23 protein-coding genes and 3 pseudogenes are annotated in these 17,450 nt (G+C 39.0%); 7 read left to right on the forward strand and 19 right to left on the reverse strand.

Annotated elements, in window-relative coordinates; translation table 11 throughout:
- Positions 1 to 92 precede the first annotated feature (92 nt).
- From OVA33_RS15670 to OVA33_RS15685, 4 genes are all read left to right on the forward strand, one after another.
- Positions 93 to 248, forward strand: coding sequence for a hypothetical protein (locus OVA33_RS15670; protein WP_162495989.1), 156 nt, complete (start codon positions 93 to 95; stop codon positions 246 to 248).
- A 285-nt stretch (positions 249 to 533) separates the two neighbouring features.
- Positions 534 to 1,070: a hypothetical protein gene (locus OVA33_RS15675; protein WP_007611706.1), complete on the forward strand. Its 537-nt coding sequence runs from the start codon at positions 534 to 536 to the stop codon at positions 1,068 to 1,070.
- A 142-nt stretch (positions 1,071 to 1,212) separates the two neighbouring features.
- Complete coding sequence (locus tag OVA33_RS15680; RefSeq protein ID WP_257986731.1) at positions 1,213 to 1,347, forward strand: hypothetical protein; 135 nt, start codon at positions 1,213 to 1,215, stop codon at positions 1,345 to 1,347.
- Between the two features lie 478 nt (positions 1,348 to 1,825).
- Positions 1,826 to 1,924 carry a YjcZ family sporulation protein gene (locus OVA33_RS15685; RefSeq protein ID WP_003154022.1) on the forward strand — a complete coding sequence of 33 codons (99 nt, stop codon included), beginning with the start codon at positions 1,826 to 1,828 and terminating at the stop codon, positions 1,922 to 1,924.
- A 164-nt stretch (positions 1,925 to 2,088) separates the two neighbouring features.
- Here OVA33_RS15685 and OVA33_RS15690 read toward each other — a convergent pair whose 3' ends face one another.
- From OVA33_RS15690 to OVA33_RS15700, 3 genes are all read right to left on the reverse strand, one after another.
- Positions 2,089 to 2,709 carry a lytic polysaccharide monooxygenase auxiliary activity family 9 protein gene (locus OVA33_RS15690; protein WP_003154023.1) on the reverse strand — a complete coding sequence of 207 codons (621 nt, stop codon included), beginning with the start codon at positions 2,707 to 2,709 and terminating at the stop codon, positions 2,089 to 2,091.
- Positions 2,710 to 2,922: 213 nt separating this feature from the next.
- Positions 2,923 to 3,996 (reverse strand): LLM class flavin-dependent oxidoreductase, encoded by a 1,074-nt coding sequence (locus OVA33_RS15695; protein WP_014418008.1) that lies wholly within the window; start codon positions 3,994 to 3,996, stop codon positions 2,923 to 2,925.
- A 225-nt stretch (positions 3,997 to 4,221) separates the two neighbouring features.
- Positions 4,222 to 4,842, reverse strand: a complete 621-nt coding sequence (locus OVA33_RS15700; protein WP_017417864.1) for a DUF3885 domain-containing protein — start codon at positions 4,840 to 4,842, stop codon at positions 4,222 to 4,224.
- Between the two features lie 276 nt (positions 4,843 to 5,118).
- Between OVA33_RS15700 and OVA33_RS15705 the strand changes: the two genes are divergently transcribed.
- On the forward strand, positions 5,119 to 5,355 hold the full coding sequence (locus OVA33_RS15705; protein ID WP_237586702.1) for a hypothetical protein: 237 nt from the start codon (positions 5,119 to 5,121) through the stop codon (positions 5,353 to 5,355).
- 46 nt (positions 5,356 to 5,401) lie between these two features.
- Here OVA33_RS15705 and OVA33_RS15710 read toward each other — a convergent pair whose 3' ends face one another.
- The 3 genes from OVA33_RS15710 to OVA33_RS15720 all read right to left on the reverse strand — a co-directional run bounded on the left by OVA33_RS15710 (position 5,402) and on the right by OVA33_RS15720 (position 6,725).
- On the reverse strand, positions 5,402 to 5,881 hold the full coding sequence (locus tag OVA33_RS15710; RefSeq protein ID WP_014418006.1) for a DUF4944 domain-containing protein: 480 nt from the start codon (positions 5,879 to 5,881) through the stop codon (positions 5,402 to 5,404).
- Between the two features lie 128 nt (positions 5,882 to 6,009).
- Positions 6,010 to 6,345 carry a DUF3902 family protein gene (locus OVA33_RS15715; protein ID WP_017417861.1) on the reverse strand — a complete coding sequence of 112 codons (336 nt, stop codon included), beginning with the start codon at positions 6,343 to 6,345 and terminating at the stop codon, positions 6,010 to 6,012.
- Positions 6,346 to 6,575: 230 nt separating this feature from the next.
- Positions 6,576 to 6,725 carry a hypothetical protein gene (locus OVA33_RS15720; RefSeq protein WP_223257613.1) on the reverse strand — a complete coding sequence of 50 codons (150 nt, stop codon included), beginning with the start codon at positions 6,723 to 6,725 and terminating at the stop codon, positions 6,576 to 6,578.
- A 374-nt stretch (positions 6,726 to 7,099) separates the two neighbouring features.
- Between OVA33_RS15720 and OVA33_RS15725 the strand changes: the two are divergent.
- Positions 7,100 to 7,189 (forward strand): annotated as a pseudogene (locus tag OVA33_RS15725) (putative holin-like toxin).
- 202 nt (positions 7,190 to 7,391) lie between these two features.
- Here the strand turns inward: OVA33_RS15725 and OVA33_RS15730 are convergent.
- The 11 genes and pseudogenes from OVA33_RS15730 to OVA33_RS20705 form a co-directional block, all read right to left on the reverse strand.
- Positions 7,392 to 7,730 (reverse strand): YolC/YozM family protein, encoded by a 339-nt coding sequence (locus OVA33_RS15730; protein WP_017417859.1) that lies wholly within the window; start codon positions 7,728 to 7,730, stop codon positions 7,392 to 7,394.
- A gap of 215 nt (positions 7,731 to 7,945) precedes the next feature.
- Positions 7,946 to 8,407 (reverse strand): GNAT family N-acetyltransferase, encoded by a 462-nt coding sequence (locus OVA33_RS15735; protein WP_017417858.1) that lies wholly within the window; start codon positions 8,405 to 8,407, stop codon positions 7,946 to 7,948.
- Positions 8,408 to 8,502: 95 nt separating this feature from the next.
- Positions 8,503 to 9,099, reverse strand: a complete 597-nt coding sequence (locus tag OVA33_RS15740) for an SMI1/KNR4 family protein (protein WP_017417857.1) — start codon at positions 9,097 to 9,099, stop codon at positions 8,503 to 8,505.
- Positions 9,100 to 9,153: 54 nt separating this feature from the next.
- Positions 9,154 to 9,612: an SMI1/KNR4 family protein gene (locus tag OVA33_RS15745; RefSeq protein WP_017417856.1), complete on the reverse strand. Its 459-nt coding sequence runs from the start codon at positions 9,610 to 9,612 to the stop codon at positions 9,154 to 9,156.
- Positions 9,613 to 9,626: 14 nt separating this feature from the next.
- Complete coding sequence (locus OVA33_RS15750) at positions 9,627 to 11,426, reverse strand: T7SS effector LXG polymorphic toxin (RefSeq protein WP_017417855.1); 1,800 nt, start codon at positions 11,424 to 11,426, stop codon at positions 9,627 to 9,629.
- 327 nt (positions 11,427 to 11,753) lie between these two features.
- Positions 11,754 to 12,510: pseudogene (locus tag OVA33_RS15755) on the reverse strand (GNAT family N-acetyltransferase).
- A gap of 96 nt (positions 12,511 to 12,606) precedes the next feature.
- Positions 12,607 to 13,023 carry a UPF0715 family protein gene (locus OVA33_RS15760; RefSeq protein WP_025649419.1) on the reverse strand — a complete coding sequence of 139 codons (417 nt, stop codon included), beginning with the start codon at positions 13,021 to 13,023 and terminating at the stop codon, positions 12,607 to 12,609.
- A gap of 180 nt (positions 13,024 to 13,203) precedes the next feature.
- Positions 13,204 to 13,347 (reverse strand): hypothetical protein, encoded by a 144-nt coding sequence (locus tag OVA33_RS15765; RefSeq protein WP_007611678.1) that lies wholly within the window; start codon positions 13,345 to 13,347, stop codon positions 13,204 to 13,206.
- A 92-nt stretch (positions 13,348 to 13,439) separates the two neighbouring features.
- Positions 13,440 to 13,643: a hypothetical protein gene (locus tag OVA33_RS15770; RefSeq protein ID WP_017417852.1), complete on the reverse strand. Its 204-nt coding sequence runs from the start codon at positions 13,641 to 13,643 to the stop codon at positions 13,440 to 13,442.
- A gap of 15 nt (positions 13,644 to 13,658) precedes the next feature.
- Complete coding sequence (locus OVA33_RS15775) at positions 13,659 to 13,781, reverse strand: hypothetical protein (RefSeq protein WP_017417851.1); 123 nt, start codon at positions 13,779 to 13,781, stop codon at positions 13,659 to 13,661.
- Between the two features lie 271 nt (positions 13,782 to 14,052).
- Positions 14,053 to 14,267 (reverse strand): annotated as a pseudogene (locus tag OVA33_RS20705) (hypothetical protein); the annotation flags it as partial.
- A 337-nt stretch (positions 14,268 to 14,604) separates the two neighbouring features.
- On the opposite strand from OVA33_RS20705, the gene adhP reads away from it, so the two are divergent.
- Positions 14,605 to 15,621: an alcohol dehydrogenase AdhP gene (gene adhP, locus OVA33_RS15780; RefSeq protein WP_017417848.1), complete on the forward strand. Its 1,017-nt coding sequence runs from the start codon at positions 14,605 to 14,607 to the stop codon at positions 15,619 to 15,621.
- Between the two features lie 150 nt (positions 15,622 to 15,771).
- Here adhP and OVA33_RS15785 read toward each other — a convergent pair whose 3' ends face one another.
- Positions 15,772 to 16,272 (reverse strand): DinB family protein, encoded by a 501-nt coding sequence (locus OVA33_RS15785; RefSeq protein WP_025649420.1) that lies wholly within the window; start codon positions 16,270 to 16,272, stop codon positions 15,772 to 15,774.
- A gap of 63 nt (positions 16,273 to 16,335) precedes the next feature.
- The gene (locus OVA33_RS15790) at positions 16,336 to 17,250 is read right to left on the reverse strand and encodes a helix-turn-helix transcriptional regulator (RefSeq protein WP_025649421.1); all 915 of its coding nucleotides are present in this window, start codon (positions 17,248 to 17,250) and stop codon (positions 16,336 to 16,338) included.
- Positions 17,251 to 17,450: the final 200 nt, after the last annotated feature.

Consider the following 17,450-nt stretch of genomic DNA (forward strand, 5'->3'; position numbering starts at 1 on the left):
CTCTTTTTCAGCATACCGTTTCATTTGTCCAAGCCATCCATGCTTTCTGTCATAGAATACTACCGTCAGATGAAAAAAGGAGGAATATGAGTATGGATATGGGTATGGATATGGACATGAACGGACATTATGATCACCACCCAAAGCAGCCTAAACAAAAAAAGAAGAAACAAGATAAAAAGCATCTTGATTATGATTACATCGTTGTTTATAAAAGAAAATGCAAAAAATGCAAAAAATGCTACTAACTTGACATATCAACACTTTTTACACCCGGTAAACTCCGGGTGTTTTTCTTATTATGGCGTTTCTCCGGGCTATTTTCACCCAAAATCCGGTCATCCTGTCACAATACATAAAAAGACTCTATTATTTTCTTCCCTTTTCGCCTAATTAAAAGGTTTTCATTTACAGAAAACAACACAAATAGAATGACATGACTTTTGAGAAAATCTACTCTTTGCTTGGTCAATTTTTCTGCGATACCATGAATTTGCAACAATTTTAAAAAATTTCCTCAGGAGGTCATAGCCATGAAAATCGCCAGAACGGTAGTCGGATCATGCTTAGCTTTATCTCTAACAATTCCTTTCACAGCCAGTGCCTCAGCAGCCAGTCAGTCTGAACACGCAAACGCGCCTCACGTTTCACCCGTTGCAAATCCGTTAGAAAGTAAATTATCCCAAACAGCAGACCAAAACGTAAAAGCAGCGGGTGTTGATGCCGGGCTGAACGTAAACGTAGATGTTCTCGGAATCTCAGATCGCATTGCTGAAGCAGTTAAGTCAGATCAAAACCGAACCGGCTGGGTAAAAAATGTCATGGAAACAACATTTTACGCATCAGGACAGAAGTACAACGTCATGGTGTTCAATTTAAATCAAGAATATGAAGACCGCTTTAACGGCGTTCAGTTTTACGGATCAGCCGTTTATGACGGCATTACTTACGGAATCTGGGTCTTCGAAGACGGGTCCTTCGATAACAAAGGGGACGGGGGCTGGATCAATTGGGCATTCAGAGGGTGGTTCGATCGTGATAATCAGCATATTGAATTCCACAGACCTTAATACGGAGAAAACTTGCGGCAGCGCCCGCAAGTTTTTATTTTGATAACGGGATACTGCACATTTTTCACCGTTATAACGACTATACTTGAAGTGCGGGCTCCGATCGCAGCCCCGGTAAAGTCTTTCAAAGTGAGGGTATGCCATGTCAAAGTCTTTAAAAATAATGTTGTGGAGCATATTGGTGTTCATCATCTTGTTAGTGATGATCGGAATCGTTTCTTACAATCAAACACCGTCTGCAGAAAGCGCAGCGGAAAGAATGCTTTACAGCGTCTAATCAATGTTAAGCCTTCATCGGCTTTTTTTATTTACCGCAGAACACTTGAAGCTCTTCTATTAGATCGTTAACGTTCCCATTCGGAATGGAGTATACGCGTGTATCATCAGGCAATCCGTTTTGATACATGGTTCCGATTATGCCCTTCGCATCTTTTTTCTCGATTCCTCATCACATTCCCTTTTTTCTTGCTGCTGCTCTTGAAACCAACCAAAAGGTTCCAATCCTAATAGCTTGTTACTTTTTCATTTTAAAAAAAACGAGCAAACTGCGCATCCTCTTCGCAACTTCTCAATGTATGAGCATATCCGTTTCTATTACAGGAAGCAGTACGATTCCTCCTTTTACTCATTTTAACGGATGGTCATGTAAAGGAAATATAGACTAAAACCCTTTTTTCAAAAAGTAAACTAGCATCCCTATCAAACTTTTCATTTCGGCATAATATGTATTAATCCTCTTTAGGAGGTGAGATTATATGGGATTCTCAGGTGGTTATGGTAGCTCCTTTGCGTTAATCGTGGTGCTATTCATTTTATTAATCATCGTTGGGGCTTCTTTCCTCGGCGGTTATTAAGAATCCTCTTACCTCCGCATCCATGTCAGCAGCACCTCCATGATCGTACGGCGCCATAAATGAAATGTTTATGGCGCTCTGCTGTTTTTCCCCTTTTCATTCACACATTAAAACTAAAAAGATCGGCCGATGTATCAACATGCAGCCGATCAGTAATTCACAAATTATTGTGTAAGGTTTACATCGATGACGTTATAGAAGGCATTGGAAGTATCCGCAACGTCCCATACCCCTAAAATGACATGATACCCGCTTCGATCAGTCGGCACAAAAATCTTATGAGTCAAATTCGTATCTGCCTTGGAACCGTCGTGGTTTACCGTTCCGATTAATTCGAATTCATCTCTTGACAAAGGTTTATTCGGATTCCAGTTTTTCTTGGTGATATAATAGTGCCACTTTGATGTCGCATGAGGGGCCGTGTAGTACCAAGTAAAGGTGTTAAAACCGCCGCGGATGTTTTGTTTTACCCAATAATCTGCAGTCTGCTTGTCTAAACCGAAGTCAATTTGTCCCGATCCCCCATTTGCAGATGCAATTCTTCCATCCGGCGGACCTGCAGCCGGAAATCCTTTCGGCCCTTCTACAGACTGAGGATTATCAATGACGGAGCCATATTTCTGGGCAGCGGCCGTCCAGCCCAATGTTTGTTTCTCTAATGCTCCCATGTACGCTCTGCTGACGGGCTCTTTTATATACCCGTGCGCAGATGCATCACTTGAATAGAAAGCGCCTCCAATACCAAGAGTAACAGTTAAAACTGCAGCTTTGACTAAACCCTTCATCACTTCATCATCCTCCCTCTTTTGTTAATAAAAACCTTTCGGTATATACACTTCACGATGGAGGATGAAATGACCTTCCTTTTCTTGATAGGAAAAAGCAATGAGGTTCGCGCTTTCCCCTTTGTTTTTTATAATCATAAAGAAAAAGCCGGGCCGATTCTGTTGTCGAATCCGCGATTGCCAAAAACCGGCCCGCCCCTTTTGCTCAGAACTTCATTCGCTGGATTTGCCGGTTTCTTTTCGGATAACCGGTGCTACTTCCGCTGCTAATCGTTCGATGTTTTCCGCGGCTTTTTTAAACGGCATACCTCCTATATCGATTTGCGCGAGAAATCGCTGATGTCCGAATAACTCGTATTGATGCATGATTTTTTCAATGATCTGCTGTGAGCTTCCCACAAATAAAGCTGTTTCTTTTCCGGACGCCCGTTCAAAATCTTCCTTCGTTAAAGGCTCATCGATCCCGTGATATGAATGAACATGAGACCAGTAATTTGAATGATACGGGTAAAATTCTTGTATTGCCTGTTCATTCGTTTTTGAAATGAACATATGTCCGGTTACGGCAACCTTCACATTTTCCGGAGGATGACCGGCTTTAGAAGCCGCTTCCCGGTATTTGTCAACAAGCGGCTTAGATGACACCGGATCACCGCTCAGTACAGCTAATGCTAAACCCGCACCTGCACGCCCGGCCCGTTCTGCGCTTTCCGGAGTCCCCGAAACACCTAACCATAGCGGAATGCTTCCGCGAAAAGGCCGAGGAGAAATTTCTGCCTCGCGCAGCGGCGGCCGGTAACGTCCTTTCCAGGTAACCGATTCTTCCCCGGAATTTAATTTTAAAAAAAGGTCAATGTGTTCTTCAAACAGTTCTTTATAATGGCCTACGTCATAACCGAAAAGAGGAAACGAGTCTAAAAATGCGCCCCGTCCCGCAATGATTTCCGCCCGGCCGTCTGAAATCAGATCAAGCGTTGCAAAATCCTCAAATAAACGGACGGGATCTGCGGTGGATAATACAGTCGTGGCACTGGTCAGCTTAATATTTTCAGTGATCTGTGAAATCGCTGATAAGATGGCCGGCGGCGAAGATACCGCATAATCAAGACGATGATGCTCGCCTACACCGAATACATCAAGCCCTGCGTCGTCAGCCAATTTCGCCAGCTTCATCAATTCATCTATCCGCTGCTTTGCGCTGACTGTTTTCCCTGTCAGAGGATCGGGATATAATTCTGCAAATGAATAAATTCCAATTTCCATACAATCACGGTGTTCAGCCCTCACATTTCTCTCCTCCTGCACTGTGTAAAATAGCTTTTATGTTATTCTATTCAGCCGTTTTACAAATAGGAATTCGTTCAAAATAAATACAGTAGCTTAACATGCAGAAGGTCGGTATGAGAGGAAAAAAAGTTTCCGGCGCCCTTCAATTCTGCCCATTACACTCATGCAGCCCGACTAGGCAAGAACAAAGCCGGCACAAGCGGATTCGAATTCATGTGTTCATTTTCAGTCCAATTCAATCCAATCGTGATATTGATCATAAAGCTTTCGTATTCTTCCGGCATCAAGAGCAATGACTTCACACCCTCTGTCATCATACAGGAAGAAAATAATATCTTTTGTCATATTCACAAAGAAAACATCAGGATACCCAACGGAACAGCCCCCGAACCTTGGCTTCAGCGGAAAATCTTCGTGGACGGCTGCCTTAAGTAATTGGGGGATACGCAGATCTTTCCGTTTACATAATAAAGAAAACTGCTGCATTTCATATTCTTCTTCGACCGGGCATTGACAGGTCTTCACTTGAATCCGATATAAATCATCCTTACACTTCAGAAACGGCTGATAAACCTTTAATTTTCTCGCGTGATTACCTTGAGATTTGTGCTTATACACGTTGGCAACAAGGAACATGTCATCGCTATGTTCAAACAGCTCATTGAAAAGTGCGGCGGTTTGATGATGAACAAGCTGAAAATACTCAAGATTCAAAGCACCGCTTTCATTAAATTGATACATATTGCCGCCGAGAGAAAAATGAATTCCAACGTCCCATTGATGATAAATGCCGGGCACTAATTTTAAAGTCGGAAACCTTTCCTTCAGATAATCATTTATTTTCATACAAACATCTCACTTTCCGTTTCCCGCTCCAGAAGCAGAAGGAGCCGAGAACATTCCGCTTTTTTCTTTTTCACCCTTGTAATATTATTCCGATTGGAATACAATGAAATAGAACACTGTGAACCCCATTGATCAGGGTGGATGCTGGTCACATTCATCCTGATCCTTTCTTTTACACAAGATCGCCCCAACTTTGAACCCCTCCGTTTCCAACCTTATTCATTGATATTACATATATTTCAATGGTATTATTTTCTTATACATAAGCATCAAGAGGTGTCCGCTTTGAACAACATCAGAAGATTAAGAGAATATTTCCGGTCTCACCGTAAAATAAGTCTGGCTGCAGACTTGCTTACGGCTGTATTGCTTATCTCATTATCCATTCTTTTTAACGGACGCCGGCAGGGAGCTTTTAATGGTTTCTTTATGTATGTCTTAGTAAGTAATTTTATCGGCTCCAATGCCTCTTTTATCGACTTCAGCAAATCGAGGAAAAACAGACAAAAATAAAGGCTCCGCGTCAAAAAGAGGGTTATACCGCCCTCTTTTTATTCTTTCAGTCATACCAATGCGTTCTTTTCAGGTTGAATTTTTCTGAATAGGACTCATGATCGGTTTTCCATACTGCTTCAACAGTGATTTCATGACCGATCACTTCATTTTCCGGCATATATTCAAACGTCTGAATATGGTCTTCTCCCGTTCCGCCGCCTTCTAATTTCTCTCCGGTGTATTCTGAAAGATGATAGTCTTTATCTTCACCATATTTCCGGCCGTCAACAAATAATGTTAATCTCTTAATCACCGTGTTCTTTTCATTCACTTTATTACCTCTGTAATACAAATTCAAGAAATAGTTAGGGCCGATAGAGGTCTTGCCTGATTTTTCGATTGACGCTTCCCACGTCTTGCTTTGGCTATAGCCGATATATTTGACTTTTTCTCCTGAAATTAAAGAAAACAGTGCACATCCGGCTGCTATTATGAGAACAGTGATAATAACCAGCAATGTTTTAATGACTTTACGTTTTTTCATGACATCCCGCCTTTATCATTTAGAACGTATGAATATTAGAATTGTTACATTTAATTTGAAAGAATAATAAAAAGGGATTCTAATCCCAGGAATAAAAAAATACTAAGAAGATCATATTCCCCTTAGCCTCACATCCCAGATTGCCATGCAATAATGATAAAAGTCGTCCAAAAAGTTGTGACTAAAATAAGCATAACGGTTACAATCATTAAAATGAGACAACTTATTGTTAGAATTGAGTCTTTGTTTTTGTTAAGAATCAGAGTAACCACTGATCCTGCAGCAAATAGATACGACAAAACCGCACCGACCCAATACCACAACATAGAGTCATTGCTCCAGTAAGCCATTGACTGCATATAAATACTGAATATAAATCCTGACAATGCTAATAGAAACGAAACTAAATTTGATTTCAAGTTAGAGTTCCTTTCTTCATAAGTTTTATTATTAGGAACGGTCATACATCTGATAACACCTTTTATGCGATATGCTTCGCCGCTTTGTCTGCATATTTTAATTCCTATTTCGTTTTTAAATATGTTTACTAAAACAGAAATGATATAAAGTTCACCTGAAACGCCGATTTAAAATTAAATAGATGTTTTATACGCGTGAATTGCTTGATTTCTCAATTGTAAGAGTTATTTAGACCTTCCATAGCATTCACCCTCTCTCAAATTTTACAACGTTACTATAAATGATTTTCATTTTTTCCAAGCCCTTCAACTTGAATCTCATTTGAAGGAAGTTCGTTCATTGTAATTTCAATGTCTATCACTACCCTGTTTTGCCCAAGTATAGCATCATATTTGTATATGTTTGCTTCACCTTTGTATAACAAATTCCTTCCGCCTTTGGCTTTAATGACGGTTGAATTTGAGCCCATAAAGGGGCCTTTAAAATGTAACGGAAGAATCTGAAGACTGAAGCTTCAGCAGCTTCTGTATCAAAGTGACAGCTAGTGCAAGTATTACACACCTAAGCATTTTTCAATTCTGTAACTACCTGGTATTATTTCTCACGTTATTTATCGGTAATTCTATTGATAAATTCAACTCAAATACAAAAAGAACCTGTCTCTAACAAGGTTCTTTTCGTTTTGGTAACTGTATATTGTTTTTAACGACATATAAATGGAACTAGTGTATAATGTTTTCTGAATATTAGGCGTTTACGCTCAAGGGAGTCTTGCTCATCCCCTATGGAAAGGAGGTGATGCTTATGTCAACATTTCAGGCATTAATGTGAATGCTTGCATTCGGGTCGATTATAATCGCCCTGTTGACGTATATAAATAAAAAATAGACCTCCCTTGAGCCTGGAAACTTAAAGGGTTGGGCAACTTTTTGTACAGAGCCGGGGTGCTGCCAACACCCTGGTCTTTTTATTATGCATTTCTTATTAAAGAAATACACTGTACCATGGAACCATTGAAATGATTTGCAATACTTTTGTTTATTGGATATCACCGTTATTTTATTTAGAGCCGAGAAGAAGCTTTAATGTATCAATGTGCTTCAACACTTTCCAAATACTTTTCATGTTGTCTTTCTAAAACATTAATATCCTTTTTAATGATCTCAACTTTATATTCTTCTTTAACTTCCTCAGATAAGTTATCGTTTAAATAGCGCCGTAATTCTTCTTCACTTTTTGTTTTATCCATACCAATTGATATGACTGGGTCTGTTTCTCCAATCCCAAAGCTAAATAAGTCAAATTCATCCCATGCGCTTTCTAATACTTCCTCAGTGGATTTTTGATGTTTAAAAGAATGTGTAACTGCGCCATACATGAACACAGAAAAACAAACAATGATCAAGACCCCAATTAATTTCTTTTTCATTGTCTCCTCCTTTCATTTCAAGAATACCACAAAATACAATACATGGAAAAAACAATTCCTCAACCAACAGTATCCTATTTCATTACGGGTTGGTTTTGAGAGAATAAATGCTAATCCGCATCTTAAATAACGATCCAATTAGATTAGTTTAAGTTACCGTCTATCACCGTTTGTGAAACTAACCTCCCACACATTCACCATAATTCTCGGGAATTTTATTTTAATACTTTAAGGAGTTTTACATATTCACCATATTCATCTTCACCAAGAAATAATACGGTTGTAAAGCCCTTCTTTTCATATAGATGTCTTGCGTTTAAGTTATCTGTATCTACACCAAGTGTTATTTCCTCAAATCCAAGTTGTTTAGCATAATCAATCAAATAATCAACAATAATACCGCCTATCCCGCAATTTCGATATCCTTCTTTAACAATCATACGAGATAGATAAATGCGTTTATCCGGAATGGTATAATCTGGGTCATCATTTTGAAAAACTAACGATCCTTCTCCTATAAACTCGTCATTCACTGAGTAAATAAAAGTAATTCTGTTTCCGCTTACTAATTCGTCATAAAACACCTTAGCCATTTTCTTTTTCTTTTCCATGTCCCAAATATTATTACACTTATGGTATTCTTCGGGTTTTAATTTCTTTATTTGGTACGAATCCATAACCTCTCTCCCTTTTTATAATTAGTTTCTATCGAAAATAAAAAAGCTCTTTTTCTGAGAGCTTAACTTTGCAATACTTTTCCTAAAAATAAAAGCTAATTGTCCTTACCAAAGAGCAATTTTCCAAAATCATTGTCTAAAATCTCAATTTCCACATCACTCCCATGTTCATTAGTTTCAATTGGTTCATCTACTAAACTTAGAATAAACTCTTCAAAAGAGTTGGCAATAAGGAAAAAGTCTTTATCGGGGTGACTTAATTCATGATCCCAAAACAATATCTTTTCATTATCGATATCCATGCATATTTCATTCCCACCTGCCGAGCTTGCTATAGGAATAATATTTCTAGGAAAGCGATCAGAATATGTATCGATTGCTTTCTGAAGACTGCTATGATCGTTCGCTAAACCATAAAAACCCTCTAACAATTGTGTATCATCTCCCTTACCCATCCAAGGATCTTTCTCTATAGGTTTGTAGCAAACGTCATACTCAATCTCATCTGTTGTTTTTTTACTTTCTAAATAACAGCCTCCATATCCCTTCAAAAAATCCTTATAGTCGGAAGGCAATTGATTACCTAAATTTCTTTCAATTTCTTTGAGCTGCTCGTTTGTATTAATGCTAGGATCTGTGCCAGCATTAATCGTAAACTCTTTCAACTTTTGTTTGATCTTAGTGAAGCTCATTTTAATACTCCTTCATATGCTATGGAAAAACAGATATAGACCTTCTTTTTAGTTTTAATCGTCCCAGTCCTCATCATCGATCCAGTCGTCTTTCGATTCTTCAAGCTCTTCTATTAAAAACTCTTGGAATGTCCTAGCAACTTGTTTACCATATCCCTCTTGGTTATCCCAAAGAATGACTGGGCATTCTCCATCTATCATCTTGTTAGTGTCAAGACAATAAGAAAATTCATCTACATATTCGATCACTACAAGACCATCGGAAAGGTTATAATATTTTTTATATTCATTGGTCTGCTCGACAACTTCAGCGCCGTGAGAGTCATATCCGAGAATCATTGTTCCGTATGCTCCCCCTGAACCATACTCAGTTAAAAACCATTTATAGCTGTCTGGAAGAGTTACATTGAGATCCTCTTCTATTTCTCTAATCTGATCTTCAGTGACTCCCCCCGTGAGAATTGAATTTTCTTTATTTTCATCAAAGAAAGTTTTTATTTTCGAATAATCCATTAAACTTTCACCTCTTATTCTTGATTCTCAAATTGCTGAGCTCTCCATCTCCAATACCTTCTTCTGAAACTTTTATATTGTTTATCAAGCACAGGAGCATTTCTAAAACTCTGTCCATTCCCTTTTAATCCATGCAAAACATCACTGTACTTATTATGCCAGCTTTCAGGTATCTCCAGCATAGTACCAGGCTCTTCTTGAATTAAGTGATGTAAATTTATTTGCGTGCCATCTTTAGCAAAAGGAGCATTACCATTTTTCATCAGTTGAAGATTCGTAAAGCCTTTACGATTTTTTTGATTAAGGTCAATATCTTTCATTGTGTATACTCTACGGCTTACATCTCTAGGCTCTCCTTTAACTTTTACCTTGCCGTCTATTTCATAGGCCTCATACTTCTCTTTATTTAACCAAGGGACATTTACTTTCTGACCAGTAAATGGCTTTCTGCTTTCATCCAATTTCTTTGCATTGGACAAAAGTCCATTTTTAAGGTTTTGGCTGTTAACCACATTGTATGGTACGTTATCAGCCAGAGCAAGATCATACTTAGAGTTATAAGGAAGCAAATCTGAAATCTTAATGTCCTTAATTTTCTGACCTGCCTGTCCTGCCTTGTTTATGACCTTCCCCGCCGCATCAGCTTTGTTAACGGCTCCTGCGCCTTTTGTTCCGACGACAGCCACAGCCACTGAACCGACCGCATATGTCACCCATCTTGATCTGGAATACGCATCTCCATTTACCATATCCTTTTGATATGATTCCTCAATAGCTGTTGAAATGGAATTATACGTGTTAATCGGATGAGCAACTGCCCCTATGATACCTTCAACAACTTCATCAGGCTTGCTGATCAGCTGCCATAAACCTGTTACCGTGTCTTTCCCGACATCATAAAGGCCGACACCAGCTCCTTTTAAAATATCCCAAGTCACTTCTCCGGCTTCTTCCATCTGTTTTGCTTGTTCAAGCTGAATGACATATTGCTGTTGGGAAGGTTCAAGGTTTTCATAGCCGATCTTCTTCGCCATTTCCAAATATTCATCCGGATCGGTGACACCAGCGGCCAGCTTTTTCTTCAGATCCTTGATTTCCCGCTCCTTCGCTTCTTCCTTTTTAATCGTCAAATAATCATCCGAATGTCTTGCAATCTCGCCTTTTTTCTTATGTATGTCACTTTCCCTGTATGCCTTGGCGTTATAGTGAAGCGGAGTGGCGTTTTTTCCTTGGCCTGTTGCGTTTTGGAGCTGCTGAAAATCTGCCTGAATGAAATGTTCGTTTGCCTCGGTTTCTGCGTATTCTTTCGTTAGATCGTGATCAAGCTTGCCGAGCTTATGTACAGTATCGTCCCGTTTTTTGTCTGCTGATTCCAGCTTTTGATCGACATCTTCTGTCGAGAAAACTTCTAGATGAATGATATCGCTGATTTCATCAAGGATACCTTTCATTTCATTGCGCTGCTCCTGCATGATGGCTTGTGATGTATTCTTCGCATGAATCAGCTCATGTTCTAAAAATGACTCTTCCACAAACGAATCAGCTAATCCGGCATCAGCCACTTTTCCTGAAATACTGTTAAGAAACGCAATCTTCATATCGATCAGATTAAGCCAGCTGTCTGTGACACCGGCGTGGTCTTGAAAAAAGGCTTTGATGTTATCAGCACCTTTACCTGAAAACTCACTGTCGTCTAGATCAGCCATTCCCTGAAACGCTTTTCTGAGATTGATAAATTGTTCTCTAATCTGATCGTATTCTTTTGCTCGTTTCTCCGCTGCTGAAATGAACGAGGATGCTTCAAATACCTTCATTTACGTCTCCTTTCCGCTTCTTTCTGTCTAAATTTTACCATAGGATATAATGCCTGAAGAACTTCTTTTTTGTTGCGTTGAACTTTCTCCGTTCATAAAAATAACCATCAAACTGATGTTTTCTCCCGCAAGTCAAATCGGGGAAAATGCATCGGCTGATGGTTATAAAGAATATGGATCCCAGTCTTAAATGCAGGGAAGTGAGATAACGAATACACCTAGATGCCTTCATATGTGACAACCCAATATTATTCATGCCAAAAACAGCTAACAGCGCAGTAAAGGCATTACAGAATTCATTTCCCTCGAAGTTATTCTTAAGATAGTTTAAATTAAGCTATTGAGTATTTTTTCAAACTTATTCACGCTCATCATCTCATGAGTGAGAAATGTCCCATTATAAAACACGCTGAAAGTCGTCCAAACTGCCGGGGATTTTTGCGCCATATCTTTTGACGTTATTCTCAGGGCCTGAAAATGAAGCCCTTTCTTTTCAGTCAGTTCCTTTAAATCCTTTAACACTCCGACTGCAAATGGGCATTGAGCTGTATAAAATATTATGATTCCCTCATCATTAACGGAATTACTTTTCACCTGTTTTTTTAAATACAGGAGGATGTGCATGTTCCTTCCACGTCAGTGACACCAACTGAAAATAGGGTTCTGCTTCATCTTGCACAGCAAATCCCATATGCTCGAAGAAATGCTTATCACTTAAATAAGGGAGTTTTTTCTTCCCCACTATATGAACTATCCCATCCATACCGCGGGATTTTGCATCTGACACACATTTTTCTAACAAGTGTTTCGCATGTCCGTTATTCTTATATTTACCTGAGACCCAAAGGCAATTAATAAACATAAAATTAGGTGCGCTTACCGGGACCCACGCTTCTTCTGCAGGTAAATATTCAATAAAAACTTTGGCCCGTTCGTTTAGGCGGTAGAACACCAAGCCATCACTCATCCGATCTTTGAGCCAGCTCTTCTTTTCATTTACCGCATCCTCATATTGTTTCGTACCTAATGCACAGCAAATATGATTGTCATCAATATTGTCCCTAGTCAACTCAATGTATTCCATTTTTCCTCACCCGCTTTCTGGGTTCATCACATGAATTTCAATTTGAACAATGCAGACTGGGCATGGCGCTAGTCGGTCTTTTTTAGAACATCAGCTTTACTTCTGGGGAGTATTGTAATTTCTCAGAAATATAGAGTCCCAGAACCAATATATGAACGCAGCAACAATGCTCATTATGTAATAAATGAAAGTGCTGAAAACTGAGAAATCAATTGGCGGATTATCTATGTACCAGAACAAGAACACAGCTAAAAAAGCGACTGCTGTATAAATGAAAAGATGAACCACACTAAACTTTTTAGGCTTCTTTCTTAGCCATAGTTGCACAGGAACAGCAAACAAAAGGTAAGTAATGAATGCGTAAAAAGCAATGATAACCACAGTAACCAATGCAAATGGCACAAAACCCGAGTATACAAACATATATAGTCCGAATATCAAACCATACGACAAACTTGAAAAAACCAATGTGTAGGTACAGCTTTGACTTTTGCTCCAAGACGCTGCTTCCATATAGTTCACCTGCTTTTTATCAAAATACATTTCTCATTTTTTCCTACTGTTTAAAATCAATATATATCCATCACTTTAAAAGATCTATGTTTTTTGGCAGATCATCAATTCACTATCTTAATATCCAGAAATTTTATTGCCATTAAAAAAGGTCAAGGAAATACCTTGACTGTGTATCTCTCACCAATCTGCATCCGGCTCATCGTGTTCGAATCCGTAAAAGCCTTTAATCCACACATCTCCGCAGCCGGCTCCTTTTGTGATCAATAAGTAATGATTTCTGTTTGCATCACCATTCACCTTATCAGCCGCGCTCAAGTTCAAATGATTACCCGTGAAATTCTTTTCACTAAGGGTAAAATCATATCCTGCCAGTGTAATTCTCTGCAGTTTAAGCTCAAATATCGGCAGAAAGATTATGACCACAAATTCAAAGCAAGAAACGACAGCCCCCATGCAGATAGACCAAACATTACAAAGAACCTAAGCAAAGCTTCGAATTTTGTAAGTCTTCGCTCCCTTTTCGTTTTACCCAATTTCCAATAAACGGCGTAGCAGGAAAACACCAAAATGAGTTGTCCAAGTCGCGACACAGATTCTAAGAATTCTATACCATTCATTGATTTTCACCTCGTTTATTTAAACAGAAAGTCTTTCTTACAGCGTTTATCCAAAGCACTAATTTCTTCGGTTATAAAAACAGCTTGAGGAATTTGTTTGTAAAATGGTTTGCCTGCTGCTTGATAAAAACGGCCCATCCTCACTCCCCCATGTATCAATCAATATGATTTTTATTATCTCAGATAGAAAGACGATTTCCAACAGTTATGTAAAAATAAGTAACTTGCAAGATGTCTAATTGTATAAGAAAAGTTGTCTTATCCAGCAGAACCATAAGTGCTGCATTTCTCCATTAAAGCGTTAAAGGCGAATTATAAAAGAGCCGCTTTTAGGCTCATTCGCGAAGCTTTATCATTTTATTTTTATGCCTGTCAGTCCTATTGGAATAAATTTGCGGGAAGATCAGTTTTAATCCGCCGCCCTGCTCACCTTCAACCCTTCTTGTAATAACGCTTTATAAGAAGCGGGAAATTCTTGATTTACGCGCTGCACTTCCAATGTAAATTCACGTTCCTCTTTTGTCACTCGTCTGAGTCTGTCAGCTTTTTTTGTGTATCTATGTCGGCACCTGGAGGAACGAACCGATTCGGTGCAATTCGTACACCATTTGTGATAACAGCATTATTTTAGGGTATCTTTGAACCGGATTAAATGATGTAACAGGGTTAGGGCTGATAAGGGCAAAAACTTAGTGAGCCGGTGATTGTCAAATTTATCTTCCGTCAGCTTTTTATCGCTCAAAAAAAGGCCTCCTTTGAAAACGTATCCATTCATGTATATATGTAAATTCTATGCATTTGGAGATGACAAATCATCCATAGAATCCTCCCTGCACAGCTCCCTCAATTTTTATAGAGACACTTGTCCGCAAAAAATGTAAGGGTTTTCAAAAGAAGGGCAGTGTGCTAAATTGTAAGATAAGTAAAAATTTTCTGCTAATATTTGAAAGGGGTGTATGATTTGAAAGCAGTAGTAGCAACAAAAGACAAAAGTATAGCGATCGTACAAAAAGAATTACGTCCTTTGCGACATGGTGAAGCCAAAGTTAAGATGGAATACTGCGGTGTATGTCATACTGACTTACATGTTAAAAATGCTGATTTCGGGGATGTTACAGGCGTCACTTTAGGTCATGAGGGAATCGGCATTGTAACTGAGATTGGTGAAGGTGTAACAAGCCTGAAAAAGGGCGACCGCGTCTCTATTGCCTGGATGTTTGAAAGCTGCAGCTGCTGTGAATATTGCCTAACTGGCCGTGAAACCTTGTGCCGCGATGTAAAAAATGCCGGCTATACAGTTGACGGCGCAATGGCAGAAGAAGCAATCGTAGCGGTTGATTATGCAATAAAGGTGCCGGAAAATTTAGACCCTGCAGCAGCAAGCAGCATTACTTGTGCAGGTGTAACAACTTATAAAGCCGTTAAAGTCAGTGAAATTAAGCCAGGTCAATGGATTGGTGTATTTGGAGTCGGCGGTTTAGGCAACTTGGCTGTTCAATATGCAAAAAACGTCTTTAACGCTAAAGTGATCGCTTTCGACATTAGCGATGAAAAATTGAATTTTGCTAAGAGCTTAGGCGCTGATGCGGTTGTAAACAGTTTAAACGAAGACCCCGTCGCTAAAGCAAAAGAAGTGACTAACGATTCAGGGCTTGATGCTGTGGTCATCACGGCTGTCTCTAAAACCCCTTTCAATCAAGCGATTGATGTTGTAAAAGCAGGAGCCCGTGTAGTCGCTGTCGGTTTACCGGTGGACAAAATGGATTTAGATATTCCCCGTCTCGTGTTAGATGGGATTCAGGTAGTAGGTTCATTAGTAGGTACCAGAGAAGATTTGAAGGAAGCTTTTCAATTTGCCGCAGACGGTAAAGTTGTACCTAAAGTGACAAAGCGCCCGATCGAAGATGTGAATGATATTTTTGAAGAAATGGAGCAAGGTAAAGTGACCGGCCGCATGGTTATCGATTTTACTTCCTAATCATTAAGGCTGCCGGGAATGATACGGCAGCCTTTGATCTCGATTCTTGCTCAGCGCCCCACCCAGACTGAATGAGACTTTGTCATTTAGTTCAGATAAGAAGCTCTACAGACCATTCAGCGGACATTCATTTTGCGAGTACTGCCTGAACTAACCCTGATACCAATATAATGCAAGGTCATTCATTGCCGAAGCGTAGCCCTGCTGTCTTAACATAGTTGTTATGCTGCCCCGATGATAAGTTCCGTGATTGGCAACATGGAATAAAATTTCTGAGTAAGCAGTTTCTCTGTAACCTAACCAAGGATTATTTAAGTTCATTTTTTGTTCTAAATCTGTTTGGCTATTCATCCATTCTTCAAACTGTGAAGCCAGTTCTTCATAAGACGCCGCAAATTCATCTGCAGAATATAAATGAGCCCTTTCTGCATAAGCCATAGAACCTTCCAATGCTTCCTGCATGTCTATTCCTTTAAGTACTTGCAGCCACATAACATCCACCGCGCAAATGTGACTGAACGTTTGAACAATTGTAGGATATGAACTGTGAACCTCTTTATGCATGACGTCATTTGGTAATTCCTTTATTCTTTCTAATAACGCTTTATTCGCCCAAACATGGTACTGATACATATTTTTCGCATGGTTCATTTAACATCTCTCCTTTAAAGTTGATACTTGTGATTATAAAAAAAGATATATGACAGCAGATTGTCATACATCTTTATAAATTTTCATTATTTTTTCAGCTTCATCCATTAAAATTGATTGAAGTTCCACCGGTTTTATAATTTTAGCGCCACTGCCAAAGCTCAAAAGAATTGATTTAAGCCATCCGGCATGCTGAGGCCGATACACAGAGATTGTAAACGTCATACTTCCATCTCTGTTCATGACTTTTGAAGCGTTCTGAAATTGATCTAATACTTTAGCTATGGAATTAGGATTAACCCAAATGACTACATCCGCAAACCCTCCCAGGTCGGATTCTGAATAAGATGGTTCATCTTTCACTTTGTGACTGCGCAAAAACTCTTCTTGAGTAAGCGTTATATTCATCATACGTGATACTCTAAATTCTCTATCATCTTGACGTTCTCTGCAGAAGCCATATACATACCAACTACGAAACTTATACTGAAGGTGGATAGGTTCTACTTCACGTGATGTAAATTCATTTTTATTACTGACATAATCAAAGCGTACTGCCTTTTTTTCCTGTATAGCTTTTCGCAGCCGGATTAATGAATTCGGTTCTGTTCTAAGGCTTTCCAAGTTAACATACAAAGTCCTGCTGCTTTCGCTTGTATCCAGAGATTTTAATCTATCTATCGTGTGTTCAACTTCCTTATCTTCAAAAACACTCGACAAACTGCTTAATACTGTAATTAAATTCAATACATCATGAGAACCGATTAAACTTTTATCAAATTTGTATCCTCTCATTATCCCAAAACCGCCGTTAGCCCCTTGGTATGAAACGACTGGTATTCCAGCTGCACAAATCGCTTCGATGTCTCTATAAACTGTCCGCGTTGATACTTGAAATTCATCAGCTAAACTGGAAGCAGATAAAATTTCATTATGTAAGAGCTTGAATATGATTGATAACAAACGTTCTAATTTCAATTCTCAATTCCTTTCCTTATTAGAATTGGAAGTGCTCTTTTTGCTCTGACACATTTATGCCGCTCACCTCCTGTCACTTCAAGATACCACGCAGAAAGCTTAATTTTTTCACCTAACCGCATAATACGCGAATTACCATATGCTTTATACTTTGCGACACCGATAAACCCTTCTATTGCTTCATCTGATATTCAATAAAA

The organism is Bacillus sp. KICET-1, from assembly GCF_027721405.1.
Classification (GTDB): Bacteria; Bacillota; Bacilli; order Bacillales; family Bacillaceae; genus Bacillus; species Bacillus velezensis.